Source organism: Rhodococcus sp. AC861 (assembly GCF_979256035.1).
Window position 1 is genome coordinate 1027980 of the sequence record NZ_CEEDMW010000001.1, and the last position, 18755, is coordinate 1046734.

The following is an 18755-nucleotide window of genomic DNA, read 5'->3' on the forward strand; positions in this document are numbered from 1 at the left end:
CCTTCGTTCCGAGTACCGAGGAGAATCCCTGATGTCCGTCACCGTCGACAGGCCGAGCAGTCTGGATCGCACCCGCTTCTTCATCGACGGCGAGTGGGTCGATCCCGTGCGGATCGAGCTGCGGGACCAGATCGAAGCAGCCACCGGTGAACGCCTCGGCGTCGCTGCTCTCGCCGGCGAGGCCGACATCGATCGCGCCGTCCGCGCGGCCCGTCGGGCACTGGACGAAGGCCCGTGGGGCCGCACCACCGCGGCCGAGCGCGCCACCGTGTTGCGCGCCTTCGCCGACGCCCTGGACGCGCGAGCCGGAGACACGGCCACCCTGGTCAGCCGCGAGAACGGCATGATTCTCGGTCTGTCGCACGCACTCAACGGCGGTGCGCCCGGAGCGTTGCTGCGGATGTACGCCGACATCGTGGAGGCGCTTCCGCTCGAGTCGGTGCGACCGAGCCAGGCGGGTTCGACCATCGTCCGTCGTCTCCCTGTCGGTGTTGTCGGCGCGATCGCGCCGTGGAACTTCCCGCAGGCGCTCGCGATGTTCAAGATCGCGCCCGCTCTGGCCGCAGGATGCACCGTCGTTCTCAAGCCCTCGCCCGAAACTGCCCTGGATTCCTATGTTTTCGCCGATGCGGCCCTCGAGGCCGGCCTCCCGGCGGGTGTCCTGAACATCGTCCTGGGCGACCGTGACGCGGGTGCCGCACTGGTGTCGCACCCGCTGGTCGACAAGATCGCGTTCACCGGTTCCACCGAGGCCGGACGCATCATCGGTCAGGAGTGCGGACGACTGCTTCGGCGGTCGACGCTGGAGCTCGGTGGCAAGTCCGCCGCGATCGTCCTCGAGGACGCCGACATCGACACGGTGCTCGCGGGTCTGGACAACGCGTCGTTCCTCAACAACAGCCAGACCTGCACCACACAGTCGCGGATCCTCGTCGCCCGGTCGCGGTACGAGGAGGTCGTCGAGGCCATCGGACACTTCGCCGATTCCTACGTGCTCGGTGATCCCCTGGACGCCGCCACCACGATGGGCCCGATGGCTACCAGCGGCCATCGCGACAAGGTGTTGGGGTACATCGACATCGCCAAGAACTCCGGTGCACGCCTCGTCGCGGGCGGCGAGCGCCCTGCGCATCTCGATCGCGGCTGGTTCGTGCAGCCGACGGTCTTCGCGGACGTCGACAACGGCGATCGCCTGGCGCGGGAAGAGGTGTTCGGCCCCGTGATGGCACTGATCCCGTTCGAGGACGACGCCGACGCCGTTCGGATGGCCAACGACAGCAACTACGGGCTGGGCGGTTCGGTGTGGAGCGCCGACGAAGACCGGGCGTTGGCGGTAGCCCGTCAGGTGCGCACCGGGACGATCGGTTTGAACTACTACACACTGGATCTGGGTGCACCGTTCGGCGGGTTCAAGGATTCCGGCCTCGGACGCGAACTCGGTCCCGAGGGGATCAACGCGTACCTGGAGTACCAGTCGGTCTACGCTTCGACGCGCTACCTCGACGCATGAGCGGCCAGTCGCCGGCCGATGTCGTGACCGCATACTTCGCCGGGGTCACCGCCGGTGATGCCGGCGCGGTCACCGCACTCTTCGCACCCGACGCGGTACTGAGCAACGCCGCCGGCACCCTCACCGGATCCGCAGCTATCGGGCGGATGTACGAGGGTGGGCTGAACGGCACCACCATGATGCGTCCGTCCCCGCGTCGCCTGCTGGTCGACGGTGACGACGTCGCCGTGGAGATCGACCTCGACGTGAACGGCAACGTCGTCGTTCTCGGTGACTTCTTCACGGTGCGCGACGGACTGATCACCTCTCTGGCGATCTACAGCCTCACACCCGCCGGAGGGCGCCTGCTCGACGACGTCGGGGTCGATCCGTCCGCACCGACGACGTGACTCGGTCACCACTGACTCACTCACCACTACAGGGAGATTCATGAAGATCGCAGTTTTCGGACCGCACCGCCGCGTGGGAGCCGTCGTCGACGGGACCGTCGTCGACCTCCATGCGGCCTATATCGCCTACCTGACGGAGAAGGAGCCGAGCCCACGGGCATCGGCACGAGCGGATCACGAAGTCCCGTCGGACCTGAATTCGTTCATCGAGCAGGGGGACAGCGCGTTGGCCGGTGCCCGCGCGGCACTAGATCACCTCGCCGAGCGACCTGATACGAGGGGAGTCGACGGGGAGCAACTGGTATTCGACCTCGGCGAGGTCACGCTGCACGCGCCGATCGAGAGCCCGTCGCGCATCTTCGCCGCGCTGGCCAACTTCGCGGACCACATGCAGGCGGCAGCGGACAACACGTCGAGTGGAACCGACAAGGCGACCCTCGACAGATTGGTGTCGGGTGGGCCAAAGTACTTCATCAAGGATCCCCGAGTGGTGTCCGCGGACGGTGACGATCTGTCCTACCCCGCCCGCACCGACTTGCTGGACTACGAGGCCGAGGTCGCCGTGGTCCTGGGTCGGCGCGGGAAGGACATCGCCGCAGCGGATTTCGACCGGTACATCTACGGCTACACCCTGGTCAACGACTGGTCGATCCGAGACAACATCTCCTTCGGCCCGGACTTCCAGTACTCGAAGAACTTCGACGGTGCAGCGAGCGTCGGTCCGTGGATCGTCGTCGACGAGGGACTGGATGCGCAGGACATTCCCGTCGAGGCACGCGTCAACGGTGAGGTCCGGCAGAGCGGTAGTACCAAATCCATGATCCACTCGTTTGCCGCGTTGGGGGAGTACCTCTCCCGTGACTCCACCCTGTTCCCGGGAGATCTCATCAGCGGCGGCACCCCGAAGGGCACCGCAGTCGACTCGAGCACCAAGAACGCGGACGGCGGCTTCGACGACGACTCCAAGTTCCTGAGCCCCGGCGACGTCGTCGAGATCAGCTCGGCTGCACTGGGTTCCATCACCAACACCGTCACCGGAACGCGGAAGGGGCACTAGCCGTGGCCGCGAAGAAGTACTCCGTCGGCGGAGTGACGTACGACCGCCCGTTCAAGATTCGTCGGCTCAACCACTTCGGCATCAGCGTCGCCGACACCGGTGACGCCGTGGCGTTCTACCGCGACCTTCTCGGATTCGTGGTGGCCGACATGCTCGACCTGAACAAGTACGACCCGGGACCCTGGCTCGACGGTCTCCCGGACACGCGCATCTACTTCCTGCGCCACAACAGCGACCATCACACCCTCGTGCTCATGCCGCGGGCGTGGGTGGACAAGAACGAGAGCCCGGCTCGGGACGACATCACGGTCAACCAGATCACGTGGCAGGTCGGTTCGCTGCGCGAGGTCGTGGAGGCGCGTCTGTGGCTCGAGGAGCAGGGGTCGAAGGTCGACCGGTACGGTCGCGATCCGGGGTCCAACTGGCACACCTACTTCCCTGATCCGACGGGTCACACGAACGAACTCGAGTACGGCATCGAGCAGGTCGGTTGGGACGGCGTCAGCAAGCCGGAGATCATGTGGCCGTGGGCGAACGAGCATCCGGCTCTGCCCACCCGCTCGGAGGGAACCGAGCTCGACGATGCGGAGAAGGCAGGCATCGACCTGACCTCGGGACACCGGTGGGTCGACACTCTCCCCAAGACGCACGACGTGGGCGGCGTGCTGTTGTCCCGTCCGTTCAAGCCCGTACGCATCGGCCCCGTAAGCATCTTCGTCTCCGATCTCGATGCCGCTGTGCGCTTCTACACCGAGACGCTGGGACTCGTCGTGTCCGAGGAGACGTCTGTACTCGGCCACCGCGCGGTCTTCCTGCGTGCCAACACCGAGCATCACAGCATCGCTCTGTTCCCGGTCGAGGCACGCGAGCCCCTCGGGTTGGGTGACGAGACGACGCTGCTCGCCTTCGGTGTCCAGGTGGGATCGTACGAGCAGTTGCGGGCCGCACGGACTTTCCTGGAGGGCAGGGGCGTGAAGCTCGTCGACCTCCCGCCGGAGATCCACCCCGGCATCGACTACGTCCTGCACGCGGTGTCACCGGACGGACACGTCATGCAGCTCTACTACTACATGGAGCAGGTCGGCTGGGACGGTGCCGTGCGTCCGCAGTCGGGTCGTCGTGTGGTGGAGGCCGGCGTGTGGCCCGAGACCCTGGAGCCGATGTCCGACACATACGGCGGCGAGACCTTCTGGGGTCCGCTCGGCTGATGTCCGCTTCTCGGCGAACCCGTCCGTTCACATCACGTCATAGGAGATCCGTGTCCGACCACACCACCGTCACCCGCGTCGCCGCCGTCAGCGGCGCCGCACAGGGCCTGGGAGCCGAGATCGCCGAACGTCTGGCGAGAGCGGGCTTCTCACTCGCTCTCCTCGACCTGCAGGACACGGGCCTGAAGAACACCCGAGCCCACATCGAGGAGCTGCACCCCGGCATCGAGGTCATCACCGTCGTCGCCGATCTCGCGGACGAGGCGGCCGTCGTGGCGGCGTTCCAGCAGATCGACGAACGCTTCGGCCGACTCGACGCCCTGGTCAACACTGCGGGAGGTAGCGGCACGGACCCGGTGCGCTCGCTCGCGGATCTCGGGGTGGACGTGTGGCGCAGGGTGGTGGACAACAATCTCACCAGTGCGTTCCTCTGCAGCCGAGAAGCGGTGCAGCTCATGCTCCGACACGACTACGGCCGTATCGTCAACTTCTCGTCGGCGGTGGCGAAGGGGCTCTCGGGCCCCTCGGGGACAGTCGGCGCGCGTCTGCCCTATGCCGCGTCGAAGGCCGCCGTGAACGGATTCACCAAGCAGTTGGCGAAGGACCTGGGAACCACCGGAATCACCGTCAACGCGGTGTCTCCCGGACTGGTCCTTCCGGACGCGGGTCGAGTCCGGGACATCTTCGATGCACTCCCCGCCGATGCACAGGCCGCCACCCGAGCAGCGATACCGCTGGGCCGCACCGGAACCGGGTCGGAGATAGCCGAAGCGGTGGCCTACCTGGTGTCCGAGCACGCGGGCTTCACCTCGGGATGCATATTGGCTGTCGACGGAGCAGCGACATGACAGCACTCCCGCTCGTCTTCGTCCCCGCACTCGGGTCGGACGAACGTCTCTGGCAGCCCGTCGCCGACCTGCTGGCGGACTCGATCGAGACGATCGTGGTTCGCGGAGAAGGATCATCGATCTCGGCGATGGCGGACAGCGTCCTCGAGCAATGCCCCCCACGGTTCGCCGTCGCGGGGAACTCGATGGGAAGCTATGTAGCCCTGGAGATAGCGCTCCGGATGTCACCGCGGGTGCACGGCCTGGCTCTGCTGAACTCGTCTGCGATCGCAGCGGACGCCGGGCGTCGGGAGAACTCTCGTCGCATCATCGAGATGGTGCGCGGGGGACGCTTCGACGAGGCGGTGACCGCGATGTCCGGTGCTGTAGCACCCCGTCGGCCGGAGGTCGCCGATCTCGCCGCGACGATGGCACGCGACCTGGGGGAGGACGTCCTCGTCGCCCAGCAGGTCGCCGTGATGACCCGACACGATCGTCGGGACGAACTGTCGTCTCTCACCGTGCCCACCCTGGTGATCGCCGGCACCGACGACGCCATCACACCGAGTGACCTGGGTCGTGAGGTCACCAGCTTGGTTCCGGGTGCCGAACTGGTCGTGCTCGCCGGCGTGGGTCATCTGTCGACGCTCGAAGCACCGGAATCCGTCGCCGCGAACCTCGCTCGCTGGCATGCCGCGCTGACCGACTCGGTGGCCCGAGCATGATGGCCTTCGACCACACCACCCTCGCGCAGCGAGTGCTGTTCCAGCACGGTCGCGTCGTCGACAACGTGGAGGCCGCGGTCGCCGCACTGTCCGGCGCTCGAGTTCTGCTCGTCGCGGACACCTCGGTGGCCGCGGTGGCCGACTCGGTGGCGACGCGAATCCCGGTGGTCGCCAGGATCGGCGAGATCGTCCAGCACGTACCCGTGGAACACGGCGACGCAGCCGTGGCGCTCGCCCGGCGCGAGAACGTCGATGTGGTCGTGTCCATCGGTGGAGGGTCCGCCACCGGACTCGCCAAGTACGTCGCTCGCGACACCGGGACACCGATCGTCGCGGTTCCGACGACATTCGCCGGATCCGAAGCGACCGACGTGTGGGGGCAGACCGCGGGCGATCGGAAGAGCACCGGGTCGAGTCCGGCGGTGCTCCCTCGGACAGTCGTCTACGACGCCGAATTGTTCGCGACGCTGCCCGCCGACCTGGCCGTGGCGTCGGGACTCAACGCCCTTGCGCACGCGGTGGACGGCTTCTGGGCACCTCGCGCCGACCCGATCAACACCGCGCTGGGGACCGAGGGGATCAGGGCACTGGTTCCCGGGCTCCGTGGGATCGCCGCCGACGCAGACGACCTGGATGCCCTCGAACGCACGCTGTACGGCGCGTATCTGGCCGCCGTCGCCTTCGCGTCGGCGGGGAGTGGACTGCACCACAAGATCTGCCATGTGCTCGGCGGTACCTTCGATCTGGCCCATGCGCAGACCCACGCCGTCGTGCTGCCGTACGTCATGGATCTGTTCGCGTCGACGGCTCCGGATGCCGCGTCGCGAGTGTCACACGCGGTGGGCGGCCCCGACGCCGCATCCGGCCTGTTCGCCCTGCGCGAGGAGCTCGGTGTGGTCGGATCGTTGCGGGAACTCGGTATGCCGGAGGGCGGCATCGACGATGCTGCAACGCGGGTCGCGGCACTCGTACCACCGTCCACTCCGCGCCCGGTCGACGCATCGACGCTGCGCGGGCTCATCGCCGCTGCGTGGGCAGGTGCCCCTGTGGGACGCCGCGACTACTGAGGAGCAACCATGTCCGACGATGTACAGACAGAACGCGAGCAGATGCTCGTCGACACCGTGGTGCGGTCCTTCGACGGAGCACCCGACGGCCGGTTACGGCAGATCATGCAGACGGTGACCCGCCATGTTCACGCCGCGGCCCGCGAGCTCAGGCTCACGGAGACCGAGTGGAACACGATGATCGACTTCCTCACCCGGACCGGGCAGACGTGCACCGAGACCCGTCAGGAGTTCATCCTGTTGTCCGACGTGCTGGGGTTGTCCATGCAGGTCATCGGCATGAATAACCCACCGGTGGCGGATGCCACCGAGGCCACCGTCTTCGGGCCCTTCTTCGTCGACGGGGCTCCCGAGATCCAGGACGGCGGAGACATGGCCTTCGGTGCGGCCGGTGAGCCCTGCTGGGTGAGCGGAACCGTCCGGGGGACCGATGGCCGTCCAGTCGTCGGCGCGCGGATCGAGGTCTGGGAAGCGGATGAGGACGGCCTGTACGACGTCCAGTACGACGACGATCGAACGGCCGCCCGGGCGCACCTGTTCTCGGACGACAACGGCGCGTTCCGCTTCTGGGGGCTGACTCCGACGCCCTACCCGATTCCGCACGACGGCCCCGTCGGGAGCATGCTCGCCGCGGTGGGACGGTCGCCGATGCGCGCGAGCCACTTGCATTTCATGGTCACTGCCGACGGCTATCGCCGGTTGGTCACGCACATCTTCGTCGACGGTGACGAGATCGGCTGGAAAGATGCGGTGTTCGGCGTCAAGGAGTCGTTGATCAAGCAGTTCGTACGTCGCGAGGGCGTTCCGACGCCCGACGGTCGCGCGGTGTCGACATGGAGCGAGGTCACCTTCGACATCGTGCTCGCACCGTCGCAGTAATCAGGCCGTCGGGACCGGCGACGCCGTGGTCGGCTCGTCGAGCAACGACTCGTCGTACGAACCGGTCACGAATTCCAGGAATGCGCGCGCAGCACTCCCCGTCGGACCGTCGTTCCGCGTGATGACGCCGTAGGAGCGGAATGCGTTGGCGTCGCTGATCGGCACTGTGACAGTGGGAGATTGCTGATCCGAACGCGGTACCGGAACGATCGCGATTCCACTTCCGTGGCGCACGAGGGCGCGGAGCGTGGACAGCTCCGTGGCCTCGATGCTGATCGACGGCACGCAGCCGGCATCGTCGAACAATCTGTCCACCACGTGTCGCAGTCCGTAGCTCTGTCCGAGTGCGATCATGGGGCGCGTCGAGATCTCGGCGATCGAGATGGACTCCCGATCGGCGAACTCGTCACCCGGTGGCACCTCGAGACACAGCAGCTCGCGACCCAGCCGCACCCACGCCAGATCGTCGGCCACGGGTCGGGGTGCGACGAAGCCGATGTCGATCCGGCCCGAGCGCACTGCCTCTACGATGGAATCGGCAGCCCCACCTTCCAATTCGAACGACGTGAGTGGCGCCTGCACGTGATAGCGATCGAGCAATGACGGAACGAGCCATCCACCGAAAGAGTGCAGGAACCCCAATGACACGACGCCCTGATGCGGGTCGACGAGGGTGCGGATGCGTTCTTCGCCCTGCGTGAGCTCCTTCATGGCGCGCTCGGCATGTGCCCGGTAGATCTCGCCGTACTTGTTCAGACGCAGCCGATTCTGATTGCGGTCGAACAGCTTCACGCCGAGTTGACGTTCTATTCTGGCGAGCGCTCTGGACAACGTCGGTTGGCTGACATGGAGCTGTGTCGCCGCATTGGTCACATTCTCCGTCCTCGCCAACACGACGAACCACTCCAGCTCACGAACCTCCATGTGCTACACACTCTCTCGCAGATGATCGAGCCTCGGCACCCACTACCGACGCGTTCTCGGTGTCGACGATACCGAGCCGTAGGAGATGCGGAAGCGTTGTGGACGAGAACAACTCGGTCGAGGCACTGTCGTCCAGCGCGACGAGGACGACTCCGTCGGCCACTCCCGCGGCGCCGATGTCGGCGATCAGTCCCGCGAGCCCTGTCGGCGTACCGACGTACTGCACCGTCCTCGCGGTGACGTCGTCCAGCCCGCGGCGACGATATTCCTGGCGCGCCGTACGTGCCGACGACGCGATGAGGAACTCGACGTCCAGGACCGCGACGATTCCCGCGGCAGGGTCGCTCAGCTCGTCGTGAACGGCCGTCGCACGTCGAAGATCGGTGGCCTGGATGCGCTGGACGCAGGGGTCGGTCCTCTGCGTCTCCAGTGCGACATACAGGTGCCTCGAGGTCTGCTGACGGGGCACGGAGGCGGGTGATGGCATGTACCGAGTGTTGCAGGGATCACCACCTGCGACCTGGCCTATCTTGCTGGGGTGACCATGTCTGCGGTGAATGGAGCGGCCACGGGTTGCAGTGATCGGCGCTCGGAGCATGGAGGGAACCTACGGCACGATCGGCGGACACGCGGGCGGTTCCGACGACGAGCCGCTGGCCGTCACCCCGACTGTCGTCGCACCCGGACCGCGACGAGCCCTCCACCGATGACGAGCACCATGCCGAGGCCGGCGACGAGCGAGGGTCGGTGATTCCAGACGACCCAGTCGACGAGGGCGGCGAAGACGATGACGGAGTAGATGAACGGGCCGATCTTCTCGGCGGAGGCGTACCGGTAGGCCACCACGATGAGCGTCTGCGAGGCCAGCTGTGCGAAGCCGAGTGCCGTCAACGACACCCACGCTTGCGGCGGTATCGGTTCCCAGTCCGCCAGCGCGATCGGGACGGAGATGACGGTGGACAGCAGGAAGTAGTAGAAGAGGACTCTGATGACCGGTTCGGTGGCACCCAGCCAGCGGACCGACATCATCGCGAAAGCCAGGAACAGCGCGCCGGCCAAGGCGGATGCCGAGCCGAGGCCGAAGCTGTGTCCCTGCGGCTGGAGGACGAGCATCACTCCGACGAACCCGATGCCCGCACCGATCCAGGTGGCTCCCGCGACTCGCTGCCGGGTGACCGCCCATGCGATGAACGGCATCCACAGCGGTGCGCTGTAGGTGAGCAGCGTCGCGTCGGCAAGCGGTATTCGGGTGATGGCAAAGAAGAGCGCGTACCAGCATGCCGTCCCCATAGCCGCTCTCAGGACGTGCATGCCGAACCGCCCGGTCGCCACCGTCGACCGTCCGCCCCGCAGAGCCACCGGGACGACGAAGAGCAGTCCTATCGTGTTCTGGAACAGCAGCAGCACGCCCGTCGAGGTATATGTTCCGGACTGTTTCGCCAGAGCTCCGACCAGGGCGACACAGAAGAACGCTGCGGTGATCAAGGTCGCGCCGAGGACCAGATTCTCGGGCCTGTGTCCCGATGATGTCGTGCCGGGAAGTGCTGCTGCGGAGCCGGAGTCGGTCATCGCGGCGCTGCGCGGTATCCGGTCTCGACGTCCTCCTGACTCGACGCCAGGAAGTCCTGGAACTCGGCGCCGATCATGAAGGTGGTCGTGAACTTGCTCCGTTCCGCGATCTGTTTCCAGGTGGGTGTCTCGACCATCGCGGCGAGCGCGTTCTGCCAGTAGTCGACGGCGGAGGCCGGCATGTCGGGCGGTCCGTAGAGGCCTCGCCAGTTCGACAGCGTGACGTCCAACCCTTGTTCACGAGCGGTGGGGACATCGAGACCGGGAAGGCGGTCCTCGGCGAGGACACCGAGTGCCGTGAGGTTTCCGGCGCTGACCTGATCGACGAATTCGCTGACGCCGCCCACCGCGACGTCGACGGTGCCGTCCGCGAGGGCGGCGATCTGCTCACCGCCACCTTCACGGGTGTCGTAGCGGACGGTGGACGGGTCGCCACCGGCCGCCGCTACCAGGAGACCGAAGGGGAGTTCGTCGTCGTTCGCGGCCCCGACCGTGACGCTCGCCGGGTCGGCCCTGATGGCGGCCATCACGTCGCCGAGAGTGCCGAGAGGGGACCCGGCCGGTGTCACGACCATGTAGTACTCGGTGATGAGGCGGGCGATCATGGTGACGTCGGTGTATCCGAGGTCGGACGTGCCGCGTACCTGATTGACCATCATCGACAGCGACGTCACCGCGATCTGGTCGTCGGCGCCCTGGTGGTCGCGGACCATGGAGGCGAGGAAGTCGGCGCCGCTGCCGCCCGGTCGATTCTGCACCGGCAGTGGAACATCGACGATGCGTTCCTTCTGCAGCGCGTCGACGACGGAGCGGATGGTGAGGTCGAAACCGCTGCCCTCGTCGGCCCCGGCAGTCATCGTGACGGGCCCCGCGGGATACGTCACGTTCGCGGTGGGTTCTTCTGTCGCGCAACCGGTCAGCGTCAGCGTGACGGCGACCGCGGCAGCGAACGCGGACCTGTTCACGCCGGGTCCGCCATCAGGGCAGCAGAAGCAGTTCTCGCGTTCATCCGGTCCGTCTCCCGTTCGAGGATGGTGTTCAGCATGCGCGGTGCGACGACATCGAGTGCCCGGAGAGCCAGGGCTTTACGGGGAGCGATGCGGATGGGTCGGGTCTTGACGGCAGTCACCATCCAGTCGGCGGCTTCCTCCGCACTCAGCGCGCCGACACCGTCGTAGGCGCGTGTCGGCGCGATCATGGGTGTCGCCACCAAGGGGTAGTAGATGGTCGTGGAATGGACACCCGACGCGCCCCATTCGGTGTCGATGACGCGGCTGACTGCGCTCAGCGCAGCTTTGGAGGCGTTGTATGGGGCGAACATCGGCGACGACTCCGGAAGGACACGCCACGTGGCGACATTGATGATGTGGCCGTCTCCGCGTTCGAGCATCCCGGGTGACAATCCCCGGACGAGCCGGAGCGGCGCGTAATAGTTGAGTGCCATCACCCGCTCTATGTCGTGCCATCGCTGGAGGGACTCCGAGAGCGGCCGCCGAATCGATCTGGCCGCATTGTTGATGAGGACGTCCACGTGCCCGGCGCGCTCGACCACGGCGTCGACGTCGTCGAGGTCGGACAGGTCCGCCGGAATGGCGATCGCGGTGCCACCCGAGGCCTTGATCGTGCCGACGACGTCGTTCAAGAGGCTTTCCCGACGCGCGACCGCGAGAACGGTCGCACCCTCGGAAGCAAGTTTCACGGCCGCGACGGCGCCTATTCCGGACGACGCGCCGGTTACGAGAATTCGTTTGCCGTGCAGAGAAATTGCGGGACCGGAATGCCATCGAGGGAGTGGACGCATTCCGGCCAGCCTGAGCGACCTTCTGATGCTCGCGATCACAGCACGTCCTCTGTCCGGTCCGCACGGCGCAATCCTGCGTCGCTGAACACCATAGAATCCGCCGGCGCGCGGCGTAGCGGAATGGTCGGTCTCGGATACTGCGGTACCGGTCGCGCGAAACTCCTGGCGCGCCTACAGTTGCGCGGTGTCGAGCTGGATACTGGGTGCGATCGTGGTCGTCGTCGTGGCGTTGGCCGTCACCGTGAAATTGGCAGTGCGGACCCGGGCACCCGACCCCGGCTGGTTCATCGACAGCACCCGGGCGGCAGGCGCTCTGACGGTGATCGGAACCATGTTCGCCGTGCTGCTGGCATTCACCATCTTCTTCGCGCTGCAGAGTTATCAAAGTGCGCGCAACGGTGCCAGCATGGAAGCCGTTGCCGTGACGGAATTGCACAACGTCGCCGATGTTCTCGAAGGGCATGACGGCGACGGCCTGCACGGCGGTCTCATCTGTTACTCCCGTGCCGTGGTCTCCGACGAGTGGCCGGCCATGGCGCGCGGAGAGCGGTCCCCGGCGGTCGATCACTGGGTCGACTCCATGGTGGACGAATTCGCGGCCAAGGAACCGGTGGGTGCCTCTCAGGAGGCGGCGTACGGGCAATGGTTCGATCAGCAAGCCGAGCGCCGGGACGGTCGCCGGGCCCGCGCGGCCGAGGCGGAACCGTCCGTTCCTCTTCCGCTGTGGATCGTGTTGGGCATCGGAGCGTCGGCGATCCTCACCTACATGTGCGTCCAGGCCGACAAGCGGGAAAGCGCAGTGGTGCAGTCGATCCCGATTGCCTTCGTCTCCGCATTGGTAGCGTCGGCTCTGGTCGTCGTCGCGTTTCTCGACCATCCGTACGCCGACTGGTCCGGCAGTATCCAACCCGACGAGATGCGGGTGACGTTGCACCTCATCGACGACGGACATTCGGTGCCGTGTGACGCGAACGGTATCCCGACCTAGCCCTCGGCCTCCGTCAGGAGCAGTCCCGTGACCCATCGACCGAGCAACCCCCGCCCGGACTCACCGCGGTACCTGACCGACGACCGCATCGCGATCCGCGATCTCGCCCGCGACTTCGCGATGACGCACGTACTTCCGGTGGCGAACGAGCTCGACCCCGTGCAGGGCAGGATCCCCGAGTCGCTGAAGAAGGCGATGGCCGACATCGGTTTCTTCGGCATCCTGATCGGCGAGGAGCACGGCGGCCTGGGACTCGGCGTGTTCGAGTACTGCCTCGTCGCCGAAGAATTGTCGCGGGCGTGGATGAGCGTGTCCGGTCTGCTCGCCCGGGGAAACGGAATGGGCGGCGGATTCACGGCCGAACAGGAGGCCGCGCTGCTGCCGAGGGTGGCCGTGGGCGACTACCTCGGCTCCTACGCGCTGTCGGAAGCCGACGCCGGGTCGGACATCGCGAACATCGCGTGCCGCGCGACCCGCAGCGGCGACGACTGGATCGTCACCGGAACGAAGATGTGGTGCACGTACGCGGACGAGGCCGACTACATCGTCTTGTTCGCGAGGACGGATCCTCGTGTCGACCCGGCCGCGCCGCACCGCGGTATCAGTGCGTTCCTCATCGACAAGGAGCGTGGATCGTTCCCGGCCGGCATCCGCGGCACCGCCGCCCGGACGATCGGATATTTCGGCTGGAAGACATGGGAATTGGCGTTCGACGAGTTCCGAGTCCCGGCGCCGAACATGCTGGGGGAGGAGGGCCGCGGCTTCTACCTCGCGGTCAGTGGACTGGAGGTGGGCCGTGTGCACACCGCCGCGCGGGCTATCGGGCTGGCGCGCGCGGGACTCGAGGACTCGATCGCCTACATGCACACGCGTCGCCAGTTCGGACATCCACTCGCGGATTTCCAGCACCTCCGCTTCAAGATCGCGACGATGGCGGCGGATATCGAGGCTGCCAGGCAGCTGATGTATTCCGTCGCCACCGATATCGACACCGGGCGGCGCTGCTCACTCGAAGCGTCCATGTGCAAACTCGTCGCGACCGAGATGGCGGAACGGGTGACCAGTGAGGCCGTCCAGATCCACGGGGGTGCCGGCTACACCACCGACTACCAAGTCGAGCGACACTGGCGTGACGCGCGGCTGACCAAGATCTTCGAAGGAACCAGCGAGATCCAGATGCGGATCATCTCCGACGAACTGCTGGGGCGGGCCACGTAGCTCCGCGTGGGGATCGGGCCGTCGGGGTACACCGTCAGTTCGAACGACAACCTCGGGAGCGACGCGTGGCCCATGACATCGGCAGCCGGGTATCGGCCGCTGTCCGCACCATCGTTGCCGACACAGGGAATCTCCCTCTGCCCGGCTCGGGTGCTACCGGCGAGCGGTGGACCGCGCTGACGGACTGGACCCGCGCCGACACCGTCGTGGGCAGACTGCTCGAAGCGCACTACGACGCTGCCGCGATCCTTGCCGAGGCAGGCGCTGATCCTGTGTCGTCGGGTCAGCTGTGGGGCGTGTGGGCAGCCGAGGTGGCCCCGGCGGTCGAGGCGCGACGACTGGCCGACGGTTCATGGACCCTGTCGGGTCGTAAACAGTGGTGTTCCGGGGCGCACAGATGTACCCACGCCCTGGTCACTGCTCGGGCCGACGGTGTTTCACGCCTGTTCGCGGTCGTGCTGGACCGGTCGACGGTTCGTCCCGAACCCAACTCCTGGCCCCCCGTCGGTATGCATGACAGCGATACCGGAGCAGTGTCCTTCGACGGTGCTCGTGCCTCCGCGGTCGGGGACCCCGACTTCTACACCGGTCGCGCCGGGTTCTGGCACGGTGCGATCGGAGTTGCGGCGTGTTGGTTCGGAGCCGCGTCCGGAGTTGCCGAGCCGCTGTATCGCCGAGCCGGAGAGGGCCGCGCCGGGCCGCACGCGCTGGCTCATCTCGGAGCAGTGGACGCGGCACTGGCAGCCTGTAGGCACACTTTCGAGGGAGCTGCAGCGGCCGTCGATCGACACCCGGACTCACTCGAGGATGCGCGAATCCGTGCGTTCCGTGTTCGGGCCATCGTCGAACGCGCTGCACAGGAGGTGCTCGACCGGGTAGGCCGCGCGCTCGGGGCAGCGCCGTGGGCTCTCGACGACGCCCATGCCCGGCGAGCCGCAGATCTGACGGTGTACCTGCGGCAGAGCCATGCCGAGGTCGATCTGGAGACGCTCGGGCATGCTGTTGCAGCCGGGTGGGAAAGTCGGTGAGCGTCGAGCGGTTCGCCGACCGTCCGATCGCCGCCCGCGGCACGCCGGAATCAGTGTGGCTGCAGGCGGGCACGGTCTTTCCGCTCCTCGACGACAGCACTTGTTCACACCTGGTCGTGGTGGCTCCTCATCCGGACGACGAGGTGCTCGGAGTGGGCGGATGGGCTGCGGCACGGGCGGCGGCCGGCGCTGCGGTCACTCTCGTGGCCGTGACGGACGGCGGTGCGTCGCACACCCCGAGACCGTCTCGAACCCGGCGCGACCTCGAACGGCTGCGGGTCGCCGAAAGTGACGCCGCACGCGAGGATCTCGGGGTGCGCAATTCGGTGCGACTGGGTGTGCCGGACGGGCAGGTCGACAAGCACGAACGGGAACTGGCCGAGCGTCTTCACGACGTCCTGACGACACTCGACGGAGGTGAGAACGTCTGGTGTGCGACGACACTGCGCACGGACGGACATCCGGATCACGAGGCGGTCGGCCGGGCATCGGTCGTCGCGGCGACCGCCGCCGGGTGCGTGGTGGTGGAATACCCCATCTGGATGTGGCACTGGGCGGAGCCCGCCGATCCGCAGGTTCCCTGGACCTCGGCCCGGACGGTGCTCACGAGCGACGAATCCTACGACCGAAAGTTGGCTGCAGTGAGCAGGTTCCACACACAGATTCGCGCCGACGACGATGACGAAACCCTCCCGCCGTGGGTGCTGGAACGGCTCACCCGTCGTCACGAGACGGTGTTCGTATGAGCGGGATGTCCGGGCAGTACTTCGAGCGTATGTACGACGCCGACCCGGACCCCTGGGGCTTCGAAACCCGGTGGTACGAGAGGAGGAAGTATGCGCTGACCCTGTCGATGTTGCCGGACGAGCATTACCGGTCGGCGTTCGAGCCCGGCTGCTCGATCGGGGTGCTGACGGAACTCCTCGCGAGCCGATGCGACCACGTGCTGTCGACGGACATTGCGGAGGCGCCCCTGCGTCGTGCCCGTGAACGCGGAATCGCCAACGCGACGTTTCGTCGAGAATCCCTCCACGACGGGTGGCCGGACGGCCGTTTCGACCTCGTCGTCCTCAGCGAGATGTGCTACTACTTCGACCCGTTCGATCTCGACCGGTTGGCGTCGTCTGCAGTGTCGGCGACCGAGCCGGGTGGCGCAGTATGTATCGCGCATTGGCGTCACGACGTGCCGGAGTACCCGAGTACAGCGGACCAGGTGCACACCGCATTCGGGTCCGCATCGGGGATGACGATCGTTGCGCAGTACCGCGACGACGACGTCCTGATCGATGTGTTCCGGGTGGATTCCTGACCGCGTTCAGGCGGTGATCGCGGGCGGGTCCGTTTCCTCGGCGAGGGTGTCGAGAAACGACGCGAAGCCGCCCGCTGTCCGCCGGCTCGAGCGCGCGGAGGTGATCACCGACGGCGCGCCCTCGCTGCGCACCCGGAATCCTCGGCGTTCCAGCCGGTCGACCAGATCGACATCCTCGTGTTCGCCGAGAGGGCGGAAACCTCCGACCGACCGATAGGCATCGGCGCGGACAGCAAGATTGGCCCCGTGGACGTGCCGCAGACCACGACTGTGTTCGGCTGCATAGTCTCGTTCGTATCGCCGCGCGAGAGCAGTGGAGCGGTGCGCCCATTCCGACACACGAACGGATCCGGTGACGACGTGTGCGTCGCGGGCGCACTCCGCCAATGTCCGGAAATGGTCGCGGTCCACGACGGAATCGGCATCGGTACTGACGCACCAGGTCGACGCGCTGCTCGTCACCTCTGCGGCGCGAAATCCGATCTTTCGGGCCGAACCGACGTTGCGCGCATCGGTGACGACGACGTCGACCCCGGTGCCGACCACGTCGGACGTGCCGTCCGTGCAGGAGTCGAGTACGACGACGATCCTGACCGGGATCGGCGATGCTGCACGAGCATTGCGCAGGGCGACCAGGCACCGGTGAAGTAGTTCGACCTCGTTGTGCGCAGGGACGACGACGACGAAGCGGTCTGGGCGGACCGGAGTGAAGTGCACCCCACCGAGATGCCCAGTTCCGTGTTCTGCCAATCGTGAGCGAGTACGAGTCACGGCCGTCGAGCCGCGAGGGGCCGGGAATGGTTGCGCGGACGGCGGGTGGGGCATTCATCACCTCGTACATCTGGATTCCTCGACGAGAGCAGAGAACATGACGATGCCCAGCGATGCCGCAGACGCAGTACCCGCCGCAGGAACCAACGAGGGCCCGCGGGACCACGACGCGGACACCGAGCACACGGCATACGTCGACGAGGAGAACGTGCCTCATCCCGGCGACGCGAACGAGAATTCCTGACACCGACGCAGTAGCGACCCGCGTCCGGTCGCGGATCGCCCCGGTGGGTGGTGGGATGACGACGACAGCGTCTTCCCACCACCGAGAGGTCACCCGATGTGCAACCAGGAAGTGCAGTCGACTGCTGCCGAGGTAGCAGCATGAACGCCCCCACCGCCACCACGGCCGTCAGACTGGCGAAGAAGCGTCTCGGGTTGTCCTGGAAGAACATTGCCGCCGCGCTGGGGTCGCCGACAGCGTGGACGGTGTCGGCACTGTACGGACAGCATCCCCTGGACGACGCTCAGGCTCGGGTGCTGACCGATCTGCTGGAACTACCCGACGGGTCGCTCGACGAGCTGACGTTGGCCCCGTACCGAGGCGCTCTGAACCTCGAGTCGGATCCGACCGTCTACCGTTTCCACGAAGCGCTCCAGGTGTACGGGCCGGCCCTGAAGGAACTGATCTACGAGGAGTTCGGCGACGGGATCATGAGCGCCATCAACTTCACGGTCGATGTGTCGCGGAGGCCCCACGAGGACGGCGACAGAGTCGTCGTCACGTTCGACGGGAAGTTCCTCGACTACCGGTGGACGACGTGACGTGCGCCGTGGGGCCTGAGTAACCGGTCACGCACAGAACGCTCGGCGCGCCGTGAGGGCGAGAGCGGCTTTCCGACGGTCGTGCACGGAAGTCTCTTCGCGGGTGTCCGCCGTGTGGACGATCGCTGACTGCGCCCAGGTCGCGGCCAGGGCGACGATCATCGACCAGAGGTCTTCCGGGGTGATGTCGTCGACCAGCACCCCGCGTTTCTGCGCGTCCCGTAGTGCGTCCAGAACGGGACGGTCCGGGTCGCCGCGGTGGCCGAACAGTGCTCCCCGAGGTGTGCGCTCGAGACGGGCCCACGTGAGGAGCCGCACCAATTCCGGATCGCCGAGGTACATGTCGTACAGAGCCGTCACGTACGCCGGAATGTCGTCCGGATCCAGTGCGACCGTTGCGATATCGACGTCGACACGGTGATCGAACACCGCGTCGAACAGTCCGTCCTTGCTGCCGAAGTACGCGTAGATCTGCGACTTGTTGATCCCGGCGCTCGCGGCGATGCGGTCGACGCGCGCGCCGGCGATGCCGTATTGCGCGAATTCGGTCACGCCGGCGTCGAGTAGCCGTTCTTTCGTCATCGCCGCATCTCCCATGGGCACGAGTGTAGGCAGGCCACCAACCAGTTGGTTGGAAGGGGTAGGGTGTCGATAAACAAC

General features: G+C 66.6%; 22 protein-coding genes. 15 read left to right on the forward strand and 7 right to left on the reverse strand.

The window, feature by feature from the left end:
- Positions 1-31: 31 nt before the first annotated feature.
- Genes AC0IX4_RS04940 through AC0IX4_RS04975 form a run of 8 tightly spaced genes read left to right on the forward strand, consistent with a single transcriptional unit; the run spans position 32 to position 7662 of the window.
- Positions 32-1510 carry an aldehyde dehydrogenase gene (locus tag AC0IX4_RS04940; RefSeq protein WP_042574436.1) on the forward strand — a complete coding sequence of 493 codons (1479 nt, stop codon included), beginning with the start codon at positions 32-34 and terminating at the stop codon, positions 1508-1510.
- Positions 1507-1899 carry a nuclear transport factor 2 family protein gene (locus tag AC0IX4_RS04945; RefSeq protein ID WP_471828245.1) on the forward strand — a complete coding sequence of 131 codons (393 nt, stop codon included), beginning with the start codon at positions 1507-1509 and terminating at the stop codon, positions 1897-1899. Before AC0IX4_RS04940 ends, AC0IX4_RS04945 begins: the two co-directional genes overlap by 4 nt.
- 40 nt (positions 1900-1939) lie before the next feature.
- Positions 1940-2956, forward strand: a complete 1017-nt coding sequence (locus AC0IX4_RS04950) for a fumarylacetoacetate hydrolase family protein (protein WP_471828246.1) — start codon at positions 1940-1942, stop codon at positions 2954-2956.
- Positions 2957-2958: 2 nt separating this feature from the next.
- The gene (locus tag AC0IX4_RS04955) at positions 2959-4164 is read left to right on the forward strand and encodes a VOC family protein (RefSeq protein ID WP_056070631.1); all 1206 of its coding nucleotides are present in this window, start codon (positions 2959-2961) and stop codon (positions 4162-4164) included.
- Between the two features lie 50 nt (positions 4165-4214).
- Positions 4215-5012, forward strand: a complete 798-nt coding sequence (locus AC0IX4_RS04960; protein WP_056070625.1) for an SDR family NAD(P)-dependent oxidoreductase — start codon at positions 4215-4217, stop codon at positions 5010-5012.
- Positions 5009-5716, forward strand: a complete 708-nt coding sequence (locus AC0IX4_RS04965) for an alpha/beta fold hydrolase (protein WP_042574441.1) — start codon at positions 5009-5011, stop codon at positions 5714-5716. The genes AC0IX4_RS04960 and AC0IX4_RS04965 overlap by 4 nt, the downstream gene beginning before the upstream one ends.
- Positions 5713-6783, forward strand: a complete 1071-nt coding sequence (locus AC0IX4_RS04970) for a maleylacetate reductase (RefSeq protein WP_471828247.1) — start codon at positions 5713-5715, stop codon at positions 6781-6783. Before AC0IX4_RS04965 ends, AC0IX4_RS04970 begins: the two co-directional genes overlap by 4 nt.
- A 9-nt stretch (positions 6784-6792) precedes the next feature.
- Complete coding sequence (locus tag AC0IX4_RS04975; RefSeq protein WP_042574443.1) at positions 6793-7662, forward strand: dioxygenase family protein; 870 nt, start codon at positions 6793-6795, stop codon at positions 7660-7662.
- Here AC0IX4_RS04975 and AC0IX4_RS04980 read toward each other — a convergent pair whose 3' ends face one another.
- The 5 genes from AC0IX4_RS04980 to AC0IX4_RS05000 form a co-directional block, all read right to left on the reverse strand.
- On the reverse strand, positions 7663-8586 hold the full coding sequence (locus tag AC0IX4_RS04980) for a LysR family transcriptional regulator (protein ID WP_471828249.1): 924 nt from the start codon (positions 8584-8586) through the stop codon (positions 7663-7665).
- Positions 8573-9073, reverse strand: coding sequence for a hypothetical protein (locus AC0IX4_RS04985; RefSeq protein WP_197074733.1), 501 nt, complete (start codon positions 9071-9073; stop codon positions 8573-8575). Before AC0IX4_RS04985 ends, AC0IX4_RS04980 begins: the two co-directional genes overlap by 14 nt.
- 173 nt (positions 9074-9246) lie before the next feature.
- The gene (locus AC0IX4_RS04990) at positions 9247-10155 is read right to left on the reverse strand and encodes a DMT family transporter (protein WP_471828251.1); all 909 of its coding nucleotides are present in this window, start codon (positions 10153-10155) and stop codon (positions 9247-9249) included.
- Positions 10152-11120, reverse strand: coding sequence for a Bug family tripartite tricarboxylate transporter substrate binding protein (locus AC0IX4_RS04995; protein ID WP_471828252.1), 969 nt, complete (start codon positions 11118-11120; stop codon positions 10152-10154). The genes AC0IX4_RS04990 and AC0IX4_RS04995 overlap by 4 nt, the downstream gene beginning before the upstream one ends.
- On the reverse strand, positions 11117-11995 hold the full coding sequence (locus AC0IX4_RS05000) for an SDR family oxidoreductase (protein ID WP_471828253.1): 879 nt from the start codon (positions 11993-11995) through the stop codon (positions 11117-11119). The genes AC0IX4_RS04995 and AC0IX4_RS05000 overlap by 4 nt, the downstream gene beginning before the upstream one ends.
- 145 nt (positions 11996-12140) lie before the next feature.
- Here AC0IX4_RS05000 and AC0IX4_RS05005 point away from each other — a divergent pair, with 145 nt between their 5' ends.
- From AC0IX4_RS05005 to AC0IX4_RS05025, 5 genes are all read left to right on the forward strand, one after another.
- The gene (locus AC0IX4_RS05005) at positions 12141-12944 is read left to right on the forward strand and encodes a bestrophin-like domain (RefSeq protein WP_042574448.1); all 804 of its coding nucleotides are present in this window, start codon (positions 12141-12143) and stop codon (positions 12942-12944) included.
- A gap of 27 nt (positions 12945-12971) precedes the next feature.
- Positions 12972-14162, forward strand: a complete 1191-nt coding sequence (locus tag AC0IX4_RS05010) for an acyl-CoA dehydrogenase family protein (RefSeq protein WP_471828255.1) — start codon at positions 12972-12974, stop codon at positions 14160-14162.
- Between the two features lie 65 nt (positions 14163-14227).
- On the forward strand, positions 14228-15190 hold the full coding sequence (locus AC0IX4_RS05015) for an acyl-CoA dehydrogenase family protein (RefSeq protein ID WP_235579490.1): 963 nt from the start codon (positions 14228-14230) through the stop codon (positions 15188-15190).
- Complete coding sequence (locus AC0IX4_RS05020; RefSeq protein WP_471828256.1) at positions 15187-15936, forward strand: PIG-L deacetylase family protein; 750 nt, start codon at positions 15187-15189, stop codon at positions 15934-15936. Before AC0IX4_RS05015 ends, AC0IX4_RS05020 begins: the two co-directional genes overlap by 4 nt.
- Positions 15933-16499, forward strand: a complete 567-nt coding sequence (locus AC0IX4_RS05025) for a class I SAM-dependent DNA methyltransferase (RefSeq protein WP_471828257.1) — start codon at positions 15933-15935, stop codon at positions 16497-16499. The genes AC0IX4_RS05020 and AC0IX4_RS05025 overlap by 4 nt, the downstream gene beginning before the upstream one ends.
- A gap of 6 nt (positions 16500-16505) precedes the next feature.
- Here the strand turns inward: AC0IX4_RS05025 and AC0IX4_RS05030 are convergent, their stop codons facing one another.
- Positions 16506-17249, reverse strand: coding sequence for a glycosyltransferase family 2 protein (locus tag AC0IX4_RS05030; RefSeq protein WP_471828258.1), 744 nt, complete (start codon positions 17247-17249; stop codon positions 16506-16508).
- A gap of 118 nt (positions 17250-17367) precedes the next feature.
- On the opposite strand from AC0IX4_RS05030, the gene AC0IX4_RS05035 reads away from it, so the two are divergent.
- Positions 17368-17514 (forward strand): hypothetical protein, encoded by a 147-nt coding sequence (locus AC0IX4_RS05035; RefSeq protein ID WP_197074734.1) that lies wholly within the window; start codon positions 17368-17370, stop codon positions 17512-17514.
- Between the two features lie 140 nt (positions 17515-17654).
- Positions 17655-18095, forward strand: a complete 441-nt coding sequence (gene cynS / locus AC0IX4_RS05040; RefSeq protein WP_471828259.1) for a cyanase — start codon at positions 17655-17657, stop codon at positions 18093-18095.
- A gap of 27 nt (positions 18096-18122) precedes the next feature.
- Here cynS and AC0IX4_RS05045 read toward each other — a convergent pair whose 3' ends face one another.
- Entirely contained in the window at positions 18123-18692 is a 570-nt protein-coding gene (locus tag AC0IX4_RS05045) for a TetR/AcrR family transcriptional regulator (protein ID WP_471828260.1), read from the reverse strand.
- Between the last annotated feature and the right edge of the window lie 63 nt (positions 18693-18755).